A 12,793-nucleotide genomic window follows, 5' to 3' on the forward strand; every position below is an offset into this window, starting at 1 on the left:
GAATCGCCGGAGCGCACGGGCCGCGCGGACCGCAAGGGCGCCCCGGACACCTTCGACGCCGCCCGCGCGCGCCTGGGTGGCCCGGTCGGACGAGCCCAACGCCCGCCTCGTCGCTCAGGGTCGCCACCGCGCCGACCTTGTTCTCGGCACCGTCTGACGGCGTGGGGGATGGGAGCACACGGCGTACGGACCCCTCGCAGCGCTCGCGCAGGGTCCGGGGTCAGAGGAGGCGGGTCAGGAAGACGCTGAGGGGGTCCGGCCGGTAGTCGGCGAACGGGGCGCAGGGCTCGAAGCCGAACTTCGCGTACAGGGCACGGGCCGGGGCGAAGAAGTCCGCGGCGCCGGTCTCCAGGCTCAGGCGTGTGTACCCCATCCGGCGGGCCTCGCCGATCAGGTGGTCGAGCAGGAGGGACGCGACGCCCGAGCGCTTGTGGGCGGAGGCGGTGCGCATCGACTTGACCTCGGCGTGCTCGCCCTCCAGTGCTTTGAGGGCGCCGCAGCCGACGATGGTCCCGCTGTCGTCCGTCACCGTCCAGAACGTGACGTCGTGCCGGCGCAGACCCTCCAGGTCCAGGGCGTGCTTGCTCTCCGGCGGGGTGATGGACCGCATCTCACTGACGTGCTCGGCCAGGAACGCGGCCGTCTCGGGGCCCGACAGGTCGTCGACGGTGATCTTCATCGCACCAGACTAGCGCCGGGCGCGCGCGTAGCCCTCGCCCCCGCCGCGGCCGGCTACGTCCCCGTGCTCGCGGCGCAGGGAGCGGAGCCGGCCGCGGTGTCCGCCCGGCCCGATTCACCGACGGCCGCCGCTGCCCTCCCGCTGCCGCAGGACCGCCAGGTCCACCGCCCGGTCGACGGCGGGCAGGCAGGCGGCGATGTCCGTGTGGACCACGTACTCCACCGACGCGACCGTGTGCAGGCCCTGCACCAGGAAGGTGTACTCCCTGTCGCGCTCCAGCAGCAGGACGATCGGCTTGTCGAAGGCACTGGCCCACCCGATCTCGATGTGGGTGCCCGGGGAGGCCGGGTGGCCCGGCAGGGCCACGAACACGTCGGCCTTGCGGATCTCGTCCTGGTCGAGCTTGGTGCACTGTTCCGGCCGCATCAGCTCCGCCCCCCACGCCTCGCGGCGGTGGGCGTTGTGCACGGAGAGCCCTTGCGCCTCGAAGTGCTTGATCAGGACGTCGAACGGGGCCCGGGCACCGGCCGGCATCTCCCCGGTTTTGGGGTCCAGGAGCTGGATGAACGGGCCGGCGAGGAAGATCGAGCGGATGCCCAGGTCGGGGCGCATGCCGGGGGAGGAGGGGGAGCCGAGTGAGGCAGGCGGGTCGAGGGGCGGCGTGATGGCCATGGGAGGTACCTCCGGGAGGAGCGCTGGTGAGTGGTGTCGGGTGCGGGCGGCGGCTGGAGGGCGGACCGGGTCAGTCCTTGAGGAAGCACTGGATGAACGCGTCGCCGGTGGTGCCGCCGTGCGTGTACTCGGTGGTGTCGTACGCGACGAAGGGGTGCCGCTCCACCCGGATCCGGCGGAAGTGCGGGAGGTACTGCCAGCGCAGCTCCGGCTTGGTGCTGAAGAACGGGATGAAGACGCCGCCGGGGCGCAGCACCCGGACGACCTCCGGCATGACCCTGGCCCACAGCTCGGCGTCCGTCCAGACCTCCATGTCGAGGGCGGGGTCGAAGAACATCCCGTCGATGCTCTCCGACGGCAGTTCGAAGATCCGCTCGAAGAAGTCGCCGCGCTCGATCGTGAGGTTGCCGGGTACCCGGGGGTGTTGGGCCCGGAACAGGTCCTCGACCTCGCCGAAGAGTTCCAGCACCGTGTGGCTGCGGGTCGCGGGGTTGCCGGCGATGCGCAGCGCGGACAGGCCGAGCCCGAGCCCGACCTCGTAGAAGTCCTTTCCGTACTCGCACAGCATGTCGGCGCTGGCCCACATCAGGTCCCGCTCCCAGGCCTGCATGGCCTGCTCGCCGCCGATGCTGAGGGTCACTTCGCCGTTCTGCTCGATCAGTTCGATCGCCGGCTTGTCCGCGGGCGCGGTGCCCGGCTCGGCTACGTCCTGGCTCTGCATGCTCTTCTCCTCGTGGGGTGGGGGTCGGTCAGACGGTCCGGGGAACGACGCCGAAGTGGCGCCGGGCCGTGGAGACGGCCAGGTCCTGTACGGCGAACACGGTGAAGTAGTAGGCCTGCGGGGCGGTTTCGGGGGCGAAGCGCACACGGAAGGCGACGTCCTCAGCCCGGCCACCGGTGAGCCGGAGCCTGGTGGTGGCGGGCTCCACGGTCGTGTCCTCGCGCAGGTAGGTCGGGACGAAGAGGCCCAGCCGGACCGGCCCGGTACGGGCCGCGGTGACCGTGGCCCGTACCTCCAGCACCCCGCCCTGCGCGACCTCGTCGGCGGCGTGGGCGAGCAGGGCGGGTGCGTCCGGGATCCGGAAGGTGACGTCGCCGCACCGCATGCAGACGGCGCAGGTGGTGTCCAGGACGTGCGGGAGCAGGCCCCGCCGGGTGAACTCCTGCGCGGGGCGGCCGCAGTGGCAGGTGACCTCCCGGACGTCCGGGTCCAGGCTGCTGCGGTCGCCGAAGTACGCCGGGTAGTTCATCAGCGCGGTCTCGGGATCGGCCGCGACCTGCTCGGTGATCACGTGGTCGAGGGACTGCAGGTCCGCCGTGAGGGAGGCCTCGATCTGCTCGGGCGACTGGTCGGCGAGATGCGTGGGCCTGGCCACCCAGAGGTCGACCTTCCGGGCCAGTCTGGTCAGCCGGGGCCGCAGCGGGTGGTTGTGCGGCAGCAGGTCCGAGGCGAGGTAGGCGGTGAGCCGGGCGCCCGCGGTCAGCAGCAGCGGGCCGGGGCGGTGGTCCGCGGGAGCGGGCGGCGCCGGCGTGTCCTCCGGAGCGCCCGGCAGCCCGAAGCGCATGAACGCCGGGTAGGGGTGCGAGCCCGCCAGGCTGGCGTTGAGGGTGTCGACCGAGTCCGCGCCGGTGAGGGCGCCGTGCATCCAGGCGACGTTCTCGGGCCGGTCGGAGTCGTGCACCGACACCGCCGAGACCACCGTACGGGCCGGACCGTCGAGCGCGTTCAGCAGCAGCTGGTACTTCGGGTCGTAGAGGGCGAGGTCCGAGAGGGGACCGCTGTTGCACGCGCTGAGCACCAGCTCCACGGCCTCCACCCGGTTGAGGGGGACCAGCTTGTCCTCCGGCTTGTAGCAGGGCAGCCCGTACGCGCAGCGCGGGCCGAGCAGCCCGGGGGTGGCCGGAGCCGAGGTGTTCAGACCGCAGATGGTGAACTCGCCGAGGTTGACGCTGTCGTCCTTGCCGTGGCCCTGGAACCCCACCCGCCGCCATCGGGTGCCCAGGATCTCCGCCTGGATGTCGGCGCGCTCGAAGTCCCGGTCGTCGAAGACCTGGACACCGGGCAGCCGCGGAGGGCGGTCCGTGTCGGTGAACAGGCCCAGTGCGTCGACGTCGAGGGCGGGTTCCGCGTACTGCTTGGCGACGTTCCAGCAGACCGAGGCACCGTCGCGGCCGCTGAGCAGCGTCAGGCCGTTCCGCGGGCCCCGGTAGGTGGCCATCAGCAGGTCCCGGACGGGGTCGAGGGTGAGCCGGTCGTAACGGCCGACGACCAGCAGCGAACCGCGGTGCCGGGACCGGAACGCCGCGATGTCCGCCAGCTCCTCCTCGCCCACCCACGTCCGTGCGAACGGACGGGCCAGCTCCGCGAGTCCCTCGGGCAGGTGCCCCGTGCCGAGGAGGACCCCGACGTCCAGCGGGTGCGGACGCCGCAGACCGCCGTACAGCCGGCCGGCGAGCTCGACGCTCTCCGCCAGATCGGCGCGGTCCCCGGTCGGCACCGGCACCGGCAGGAGTTCGGGTGAGCCCAGGAACTCCCTTACCGCTCGGGCGAATTCCTGCCTGGCGACCGGGCGGAACAGGGGCCCCGGCCCGGCAGGCCCGTCGGTTCGCTGCTCGGTGAGCGCTGCGTTCATGGTGGACCACCTCGTGTCGTCCGCGCCGGGGGCGCGGGGTAAGGGGAACGGGGAGAGGGAAGGACGGGGAGTGGCTGCGCGCCGGGTACGGGTCAAGGGGCCGGCATGCCGGGTTCGGCCGTCATGCCGCCCACTTCGGCACATGGCGCCGCACGCCGCGCCAGCAGCCCCCGGCAGACGAAGGACAGCGCGGCGGCGGCCAGGGCGGTTCCGGTCGCCACCGCGAACACCGTCCGCGGCCCGAACGGATCCATCAGCAACCCGCCGGCCTGCTGGCCGAGCGCGTCGCCCAGGACGGTGGCCAGTGACGCCCAGGTGAACGCCTCCGCCATGGACCGTCCTTCGGCGATGCCGCTCACCAGGCTCATCTCGGTGGCGGAGACCAGGGCGATCGGTACGCTGCCCACCGCGAGCGCCACGGCCAGGCCCGCCTGGGAGCCGGCGAGCAGCGTCAGCCCGGTGCCGGCGGCGTAGGCCAGCAGGAGACGGGGCAGGCGCACCTGGGGGGCCACCTCGGACTGGGACCGGCCGAACCAGACGGCCCCCAGCGCGCTGCCGACACCCCAGCAGGCGTACACCACGCCCGCGCCACCCGGAGCCCCGTGCCGGTCGACGAACGCCGGGATGGCCAGGGTCAGCAGACCGATGGGCACCGCGGAAACGGCCATGATGCCGGCCAGCGCCAGCAGGGCGGGCTCCCGCAGCGGGCCCAGCGGGTGGCGCGGACCCTTCGGGGCCTGCGGGGCGGCCTCGGTGCCGGCGGGCAGCCGCGTGTACGCGAGCCCGAGCGTGCCCACGCCCCCCACCACCGCGATCACCGTGAGCGCCCGCCCCGCCGGGCCGGCCAGCATCAGCGCCGCCAGCATCAGCGGCGCGCCGATCACCAGGACCTCGGTGAGCAGCGCCTCCCACAGGTAGGCCGTCTCGCGCTCCTCCTCCCGGAGGGGCAGCCGCGCCCAGAGCGAGCGCATGCAGGCGTTCGCGGGCGGCAGCACCATCCCCGCGACGACCGCCACCGCCGGCTGCGCCCAGCCGCCGGGGCGGGTCGCCCCCACCAGGACGGCGAGTGCCAGCGGGTAGGCGACGGCGGTCGCGGTCAGCACCGCCGCGCGGCCGCTGCGGTCGAGGCGGCGGGCGATCAGCGGGCTGCCCAGGGCCATCCCGACCGTGTAGAGCGCCGCGACCAGCCCGGCCTGGGCATAACTGCCGCCCTGCTCACGGACGGTCAGGACGAGGGCCAGCGACATCAGGTAGACCGGCAGCCTGGAGACGACGCTCCACCAGGCCGCCCCGGCCACCCGGGGACGTGTGAGCAGGTCGAGGAAGCGACGGGGCAGGCCGCTGGTCACGTGTCGGTCTCCGTTTCGACGGCCGCGCGGCGCGGCCGGTCCGGGTGCCGGGCCGCCGTTGCGGCGTCCGGCTCGGGCGGCGGTCAGGCAAGGACGGCGGACGACTCCTGCGCCACCACCTCGATCGTGAACCGGGCCAGTACGTCGCGCATGCGGCTCTCCACCTCCCCGACCGAGGCTCCCACGACATGGGCGTACCCCGAGGCGTTGTGCGAGGCCCGGCGGGCCGTCACGGTGTCGCCGACGCGAACCTTCAGCACCGCGTCGACGACCCCGGGCATGGCCAGCAGCTCCTCGCGCGAGGTGACCCGCCGGATCGTCCCGGAGCCGGGCAGCGGCAGCAGCAGGTCACCCGCGCAGCGGCGCTCGCCGTAGCGGAGGTCGGGCCGCCGGCCGAGGTAGACCGCCAGGGTGGCGCCGAACACGTCGAAGCCGTACGCGTGGCCGTGGTTCGCGGGGATCTCGCAGCCGGCGAGCCGGACGCCGATCTCGCCGGCGTACACCTCGCCGTCGATCAGGAAGAACTCCATGTGGGCGTAGCCGTGGTCGATGCCCATGCCCGTGACGATGCGCTGGACCAGGGCCCGCAGGTCGACGGCCGGACCCTCGCCGGTGCCGACGCTGATGTTGGCGTTCATCGCGCCGTCGACGATGTCCAGCGGGCGGCAGGGCATGGCGCTCGGCCACGCGTCGAGGACCTCGCCGCCGAGGACGATCGCGCAGACCTCCCACTCCGTCCCCCCGAGGTACGCCTCCACCATCCAGTCCCGCGCCGCCAGGTCGATCCCGGCCAGGTCGCCCGGCCCGTCGAGCCGGTGGGTGTCCACACAGGCGAACGAGTCCACCGGCTTGAGCACCACCGGCCAGCCGTGCCGGCCGGCGAACCGCTCGATCCCGGCGCTTGACCGCACCCGCTCGAACTCCGCAGTCCGCAGGCCCAGTTCCCGGAAGCAGGCCTTCATGGCCGCCTTGTCCCGGACCAGGGCCACCTGCCGCTCCGTCAGGTGCGGCAGGCCCGCGAGCCGCGCGAACCGCTGGGCGGCCGCCTGCCGGGGCTCCGAGGGGTTGCAGAACCTGGTCGGTGCCGCCGGCAGCCCCGCCGCCCACTCCCGGTACCGCCGGGCCTCCTCGGCCGGCGCCGCGTCCGCGCGCACCCAGAAGGCGGGCAGGTGCGCGGTCTCCCGCAGGTGCTCCTCGGGCAGGTCCGGCCGGGTGTCGTCGAACCGCAGCAGGACCAGTCGGCCGGCCAGCTCCCGGGCCGCGTAGCGGGTGAAGGACGACGGCCGGTCGTCCACCATCAACAGCACCTCGGCGCCGCTCACACCGCCTCCAGCACCCGGCGGACGGCCTTGACCGCGAGCGCCTGCTCCTCCTCCGGGAGTTCCGGGGAGAGCGGCAGGCACAGGGTGCGGTCCAGCAGGTCCCTCGTGCGGGCGAAGCCGTCGCGGCTGAGGGCGAGGGGTCCCTCCGGGGCGTGGTTCCACGGAAAGCCGTCGCGGTACAGCGAACGGCGGCCGGTGAGCACCGGGTGGGCGGGCAGCAGGTACTTCCCGAGCGTCCAGTTGGCGATGCCGGCCCCGGTGAGCGCGGCCACCGCGGCGTCCCGCAGTTCCCTGCTCTCGCACCGGAAACGCAGGCTGACCTTCACGTCGCCGGCCGCCCGGGGCCGGACCTCCAGGCCGGGGCGGCCGGGCAGTTCGGCCATGGCGATCGCGTACATCCGCTCCAGTCCGGCGAGCAGCTCGTCGAGGTGGCGGAACTGCTGGCACTGGACGGCCGCGACCTGCTCGCTGGTGACGAAGTTCTCCCCGAAGTGGGCGTCCTCGTCCCAGGTCGGGTAGTGGCCGGGAACCCGGGCCGAACCGTGGTCGTGGTAGCGGCGCATGGTCGCCCAGGCGTCGTCGGCGCCGGTGACGACGAGCCCGCCCTCGCCCGAGGTGAGGACCTTGTTGTGGTGGAAGCTGAACGTCCCGGCGTAGCCCGCCGTTCCCGCGTACCGGCCGTCGGGGAGGCGTGCGCCGAGCGACTGGGCGCAGTCCTCGATCAGGTAGGGCACGCCCGCCGGCAGCGGGGCGACGGTGCCCTCCATGTGGGCCGTGATCACGCGCTGCGCGTCCGGCGGCAGCAGCGTCGGGTCCATCGAGAGCGAGTCGTCGGCATCGACGAGGACCGGGATCAGGCCGCAGGACAGCACCGCTCCGGCCACCGCGACGAACGTCACGGCCGGGATGTACACCGGGTCGCCGACGGCCGGGCGGGTGGAGATCAGCGCCAGCCGCAGTGCCTCCGTGCAGTTGTGCACGGCCAGGGCGTGGCCCGCGCCGAGCCGTTCGGCCACGGTCCGCTCCAGGCGGGAGGCCATGCTCTCGGTCTCGGTCTGGTAGCGGAACAGGACCTGGTGCTCGATCACCTTCTTCAGTTCCGACATGTCGGACCAGTCGAGGTAGTTCGCTCCGTAGGGCAGGAAGCGCTGCCCGAGCCGCTTGTCGAGTGTGCTCATCGTGTGTCGGACTCCGTGATCGGCTGCGCGTCGCCGCCGACGGCCATTTCCTGGCCTCGGTAGTTGCGCAGCAGCAGGCCGTCGGGGGTGGGGGTGAAGGAGGGCCGCGCGATGGGGATCTTCCCGATCCTGGTGGTCAGGACGTACTGGGGGACGCCGAACCCGGTGATGTGGCCCTGGAGGCCGTCCATGATCTCCCAGCCCTTCTCCACCGTCGTCATGAAGTGGGAGACCCCTGTGACGTTGTCGCAGTGGTAGAGGTAGTACGGACGGACCCGGATCCGCAGCAGCTCGGTCATCAGGGTGCGCATGACGGCGACGTCGTCGTTGATCCCGCGCAGCAGCACCGTCTGGTTCCCGACCGGGATGCCGTGCCGCAGCAGGCGGTCGACGGCCGCCGCGGCCTCCGGCGTGATCTCCTTGGGGTGGTTGAAATGGGTGTTCAGCCAGACCGGGTGGTAGCGCGCGAGCATGGAGCAGAGATCTTCGGTGATCCTCTGCGGCAGCAGGACGGGAAACCTGCTGCCGATGCGGATGATCTCCACGCTGGGGATCGCCCGCAGCCCGGCGATGATCTCCTCCAGCTTGCCGTCCTGATAGGAGAGCGGATCGCCGCCGGTCAGCAGGACGTCCCGGATCTCCGGGTGGTCGGCGATGTAGCGCAGGTCCTCGTCGAAGGAGCCGCCCTCGTCGTCACGGAAGTAGGTGCCGTCGACGTCGGTCGTGTGGAACTTGCGCGTGCAGTGGCGGCAGTAGACGGGGCAGGCCTCGGTGATCAGCATGATCACGCGGTCCGGGTACTTGTGCACGACCCGGTTGGTCCTGCGGTAGTAGGTGTCCCCGACGGGGTCGACCTCGGCACCGGGGAACTCCGTCAGCTCGCCCAGCGCCGGCACCGCCTGTTGCCGGACCGGACAGGCGGGGTCGTCCGGGTCCATCAGGGAGGCGTAGTACGGGGTGACGCTCCAGCGGTACTTGCCCGCCACCCCGGCGATGGCCTCCTCCTCGTCGGCACTCAGGTTGATCCACTGCCTGGCCTTCTCGGTGTTGGTGATGCGCCGGCGCATGTGCCAGCGCCAGTCGTCCCAGTCGTTCTCGGGGATCCGGGGACGGATCAGTTCGGGGCGGGTGGCGGTGACGGGTTCGCGGACGGTGTCGGACATGGCGGCTCCAGCACGGCGCGGACGACGTGGGTGAGTGGGCCGGAAGCGGCGGGGCCGGACCGGCGGGCTGACGAGGAGACGTGGGCGGGCGGCCCCGGGGCGGGGTACACGGGGGCGGGGTTCACAGGGGGGCGAGCGCGAGTTGACGGACGGTACGGGCGACCCGCTGTGCGCCGCGCAGGTCGTCCAGGTCGGGGTCGAGCAGGTGCCACGGCCCGGCCGCCGCCGGGGGCGCCCACAGGCCCGGGTCCGCGGGGTCCACGGCCGAAGGCAGCGGCAGGACCTCGCCGACCAGTGCGGCAAGGGTCCGCTGGGCGGCCCCCAGCGGCGGAAGCAGCGCCAGCGGTGCCCGGCGCGCCTGGGCGAGGGCCAGTGCCCCGAGAACCGGCGAGGCGAGGAACACGGCGGCGCCGGCGTGGAGGGCGTCCGGGTCGGCCCCGGCGGCCCGGAGCACCCGGACACCCGGATGCGCCGCCAGCGCGGACCGCACGCGTGCGAGCCCGGTGTCGACCACCACGGTGCAGCTCCCGGTGCGGTGCAGTGCGGCAGCGGCCAGCTCGCGCAGCGCTCCGGACGCGAAGGCCCCGGCCTCGGCGTCCGGGACGCCCCACAGCGACAGCATCACGAGGGTGCCCGAGCGGGTCCGGTTGCGCCCGGTGCGCCGCGGCGCGAGGACCCCGGTGGGCCGGGCGGCCCGGGCACCGGGGCCGGACGGCGGCAGCCACCCCGGCCGGTGCACCCGCACGAGCGCGCGCCCCGGCGGTGCCTGGCCGTCGGCCGGGCCGGAGGGCCCCGATTCCAGATGGACCACCGGTACGCCCAGCTCCAGGAGCCGCCCGGTGGCGGCCACGTCGTCGCAGACCAGCGCCGCGGCCGGCAGGGGTTGGAGCCCGTCCCGGCCGGTCCGGCGCAGGCCCCCGAGGTGGGCGGCCACCCGGGCGAGGGCGAGGACCGAGTCCAGCCGGTCCTCGCAAGCGCCCAGCAGCACCCGCGGGCCGGGGGAGCCGCCGCCTTCCGTCGCGGCCGGAGCGGCCCCGGACGGGTTCAGTAGTGCCATGCCCCCACCGCCCCGAGCCGCGCCACGTCGTCGCTGTACCCGGCGGCGGTGGTGGAGCACCCGCTGCACACCTGCGGACCGCGTTCGCGGAAGTAGTCGGCGTGCGCCCGGAACACCGGGGTGTCCAGCCGGATCACCCCCTGCTCCCGCAGCGGCGCGCCGCCGGGCCCGTCGTCGCCCTCCCGGTGCGGGATGCAGCTGCACGCGTACATCCGCCCGTACTTGCCGTCCACGTAGATGACGTCGTCGGCGACGTGGCACAGCGGTTCGGCGGCACGCGGGGTGACCGACCTGGTGAAGTACCGCTCCTGCTCCTGCGGGGTGTCCCCGTAGAAGCGCTTGCCCATCGGGACCAGCAGGGCGGCCGGGTCGGCGTCGTAGACCGGATCGCAGACGCTGCGGACGTGGTCGGCGTCCGGATAGGTGATCGTGCGGTCGAGCTTGAGCGCGGACAGCTCCCACTGGAGCACCCCCGCCTCCGTCAGGACCTCCTGGAGCCGTGGCATCTCGGCGTAGTTGTGCGGCCCCACCACCGTGTTGACCCTCGGGAGGACACCCAGCGCGGCGGCCTCCCGCAGGCCCCTCAGCCCGCTGTCGAACAGGCCGGGGGTGCGCCGGTAGACGTCGTGGGTGGCGCCCGAGGCGCCGTCCAGGCTGACGATCACCTGCGCGAGGCCGGCCTCGGCCAGCGGGGCGGCCGTACGGGGCAGCAGCGAGCCGTTGGTGATGAGGGACATCTTCATCCCGGCGGCCGTACCCGCGCGCACCAGGTCCACCACGTCGGGGTGCATCAGCGGTTCGCCCCCGGTGAACCGGACGTAGCCCACACCGGCGTCCCTGGCCTTCGGCAGCAGGTCGGCGAAGTCCTCCGGGGAGAAGCGGTACGAGTCGCGGGAGAGGGCGAACTCGCACATGAAGCAGTCGGCGTTGCAGGCTTCCAGGATCCTGACGAACAGGTAGCGATCGCGTGTACGCACGGGGCGGAGACCTTCCAGGCGACTCACGGACGGGTGGGACGGTGTGGTGGGGCGGCGCCGGGTGGCTGCCGGGCCGGCCGGACCGTGCGGGCGGGTCAGGACGGAGGACCGGACGCGCCCAGGACTTCGAGCAGTGCGTCGGCCACCTGGGCCGAGCCGCGGGTGCCCACCGCGGTGGTGAGCGCGTCCCACGCGCCGACGCCGGCGGAGCGGCGCAGCGCTTCCAGGACACCGTCGCGCAGGGCGCGGCCCACCTCCTGCCGGTCATCGCCCTGCGCGGCCGCACCGATGGCGCCGTAGATCCGTTCCAGAGCGTGGTCCTCGCCCTTCGAGCGGAGCGCCAGCACATCGTCCTCGACGAGTACCTCCTTCGGCCAGAGCACCCGCAGCCCGGCCCCGAGCGCCTGGCTGTGGTAGCGGCCGTTGAAGATCTGGCTGAGGTTCTGCGGAGGCAGGCAGACGGTGGGGACGCCCAGCCCGCCCGCTTCGAGCAGGGTGGTCAGACCCGGTGAGGTGAGCAGGACGTCGCAGGCGTCCAGCCGCGCCAGGAAGGCGCCGTGCCCCAGCGGGCCGGCGGTGGTCCGCGGCGCGGCGGCGCAGGAGTCGAGGAGGCCGCCCACCAGGCCGCCGGGCAGGTTGCCGGCGATGTGCACCTCCTCGACCCCGTGGGCGGCGAGGGCCTCGAGGGCGGCCGGGAGGACCAGGCGCGGGTAGTGCTCCGGAGCGAGGAGGTTCGGCGCGCGCAGACCGCCCAGGCTGATCAGTGCCCTGCGGTACGGGCGGCCCGCACTCCGCCGGGTCCCCCGTTCCGGCTCCGAGGCGCGGGGCCGGGCGATGACCGCCTCGACCCAGCGCAGCCCCCGGGCGTCGGCGAGCACGCTCCGGCACTCGGGCGGCAGCTCGACGCTCTTCTGGGCGCAGTACACGGTCGCGTCCAGCGGCAGCGCGGCCCGGTCGCCCTCGGACCAGAGGAAGGGCAGGCTGTCGACGAAGACGGTGGGTACACCGGCGGCCAGCAGTGCCGTCGCCGCCGCGCCGTCCAGGACCACGACGGCGGCCCGCACCCCCTGTGACCGTACGAACTCCGCGACCCAGGCAGCCGCTCGGCCGGGATCGTCCGGCAGGTCGTACCAGCCGTCCACCGCGTGTTCGGCGAGCAGGGGGCGGCCCAGGCCCGATGCCATTCCGACGAAACGCAGGGGAGGCGCCGGCCGGTCCCGCAGCGCGGAGAGCACCGCGCTCAGTTTTCCCGAACTTCCCCATCCGAATTCCGCCCCGACGAGTGCGACGGTGGCAGCGTCCGGCGGATCGGAGGGAGTCGCGGAGTTCAGTGCGGGGATGGGCGGCATCGGCTGACTCTCGCATTTCGGTGGAGGGATGGCATTACCGGGAAAGGGGAGAAGGGTGTGGCGCACGCATCTGCACACACGCAGGCGCAGCCGCCCATGGAGGGATCGGTGAACGCTTCCCGAAGTCCCCGTCGAGCACCACCATTCCGCATGCGGGTGCATGCTGCAAGGAATTGCCGCAGCCCTGAAACCGACGAGTGAATAGCCTGATCAGTCGCATAATCGACAGCCGGTGGAGAGCAATTGGATATGCGCCACACGGTCGAAATCCCGCCAGTCGGGCCGCCGTAACCGAATCGCCCCGAAGGAATCCGGCCGCTATTGATCAGAAACTCATGGGGTTCTCGTCCAGGACGTAGCGGACGTGTGGGCCGCCGAAGTAGCCGCGGACGATGTGCGGCTGGCGCTGGCGTC

At 73.3% G+C, this 12,793-nt stretch carries 11 protein-coding genes; all 11 read right to left on the reverse strand.

The features are described 5' to 3' along the window. Positions 1-220 precede the first annotated feature (220 nt). The 11 genes from ACFY15_RS33845 to ACFY15_RS33895 all read right to left on the reverse strand — a co-directional run bounded on the left by ACFY15_RS33845 (position 221) and on the right by ACFY15_RS33895 (position 12,379). Positions 221-679: a GNAT family N-acetyltransferase gene (locus ACFY15_RS33845; RefSeq protein WP_390826732.1), complete on the reverse strand. Its 459-nt coding sequence runs from the start codon at positions 677-679 to the stop codon at positions 221-223. 114 nt (positions 680-793) lie between these two features. Continuing rightward, entirely contained in the window at positions 794-1,351 is a 558-nt protein-coding gene (locus tag ACFY15_RS33850) for a nucleoside 2-deoxyribosyltransferase (RefSeq protein WP_390826733.1), read from the reverse strand. 70 nt (positions 1,352-1,421) lie between these two features. Then, a complete protein-coding gene (locus ACFY15_RS33855) occupies positions 1,422-2,072 on the reverse strand; it encodes a class I SAM-dependent methyltransferase (protein ID WP_390690744.1) in 651 nt (216 codons plus the stop codon). Between the two features lie 28 nt (positions 2,073-2,100). Continuing rightward, positions 2,101-3,984 (reverse strand): hypothetical protein, encoded by a 1,884-nt coding sequence (locus tag ACFY15_RS33860; RefSeq protein WP_390826734.1) that lies wholly within the window; start codon positions 3,982-3,984, stop codon positions 2,101-2,103. A gap of 92 nt (positions 3,985-4,076) precedes the next feature. After that, positions 4,077-5,333, reverse strand: coding sequence for an MFS transporter (locus ACFY15_RS33865; protein WP_390826735.1), 1,257 nt, complete (start codon positions 5,331-5,333; stop codon positions 4,077-4,079). A gap of 83 nt (positions 5,334-5,416) precedes the next feature. Further along, complete coding sequence (locus tag ACFY15_RS33870) at positions 5,417-6,655, reverse strand: ATP-dependent carboxylate-amine ligase (RefSeq protein WP_390690741.1); 1,239 nt, start codon at positions 6,653-6,655, stop codon at positions 5,417-5,419. Then, on the reverse strand, positions 6,652-7,833 hold the full coding sequence (locus ACFY15_RS33875) for a DegT/DnrJ/EryC1/StrS family aminotransferase (protein ID WP_390690740.1): 1,182 nt from the start codon (positions 7,831-7,833) through the stop codon (positions 6,652-6,654). The genes ACFY15_RS33870 and ACFY15_RS33875 overlap by 4 nt, the downstream gene beginning before the upstream one ends. Continuing rightward, positions 7,830-8,996, reverse strand: coding sequence for an arginine 2,3-aminomutase (gene blsG, locus ACFY15_RS33880; RefSeq protein ID WP_390826736.1), 1,167 nt, complete (start codon positions 8,994-8,996; stop codon positions 7,830-7,832). Before blsG ends, ACFY15_RS33875 begins: the two co-directional genes overlap by 4 nt. Positions 8,997-9,117: 121 nt before the next feature. After that, a complete protein-coding gene (gene blsF, locus ACFY15_RS33885; RefSeq protein WP_390690738.1) occupies positions 9,118-10,053 on the reverse strand; it encodes a CGA synthase-related protein in 936 nt (311 codons plus the stop codon). Further along, positions 10,041-11,030 (reverse strand): cytosylglucuronate decarboxylase, encoded by a 990-nt coding sequence (gene blsE / locus ACFY15_RS33890; protein WP_390690737.1) that lies wholly within the window; start codon positions 11,028-11,030, stop codon positions 10,041-10,043. Before blsE ends, blsF begins: the two co-directional genes overlap by 13 nt. A 95-nt stretch (positions 11,031-11,125) precedes the next feature. Further along, positions 11,126-12,379 (reverse strand): hydroxymethylcytosylglucuronate/cytosylglucuronate synthase, encoded by a 1,254-nt coding sequence (locus ACFY15_RS33895; protein ID WP_390690736.1) that lies wholly within the window; start codon positions 12,377-12,379, stop codon positions 11,126-11,128. Positions 12,380-12,793: the final 414 nt, after the last annotated feature.

It is taken from the genome of Streptomyces sp. NPDC001373, from assembly GCF_042895815.1.
Taxonomy (GTDB): domain Bacteria; phylum Actinomycetota; class Actinomycetes; order Streptomycetales; family Streptomycetaceae; genus Streptomyces.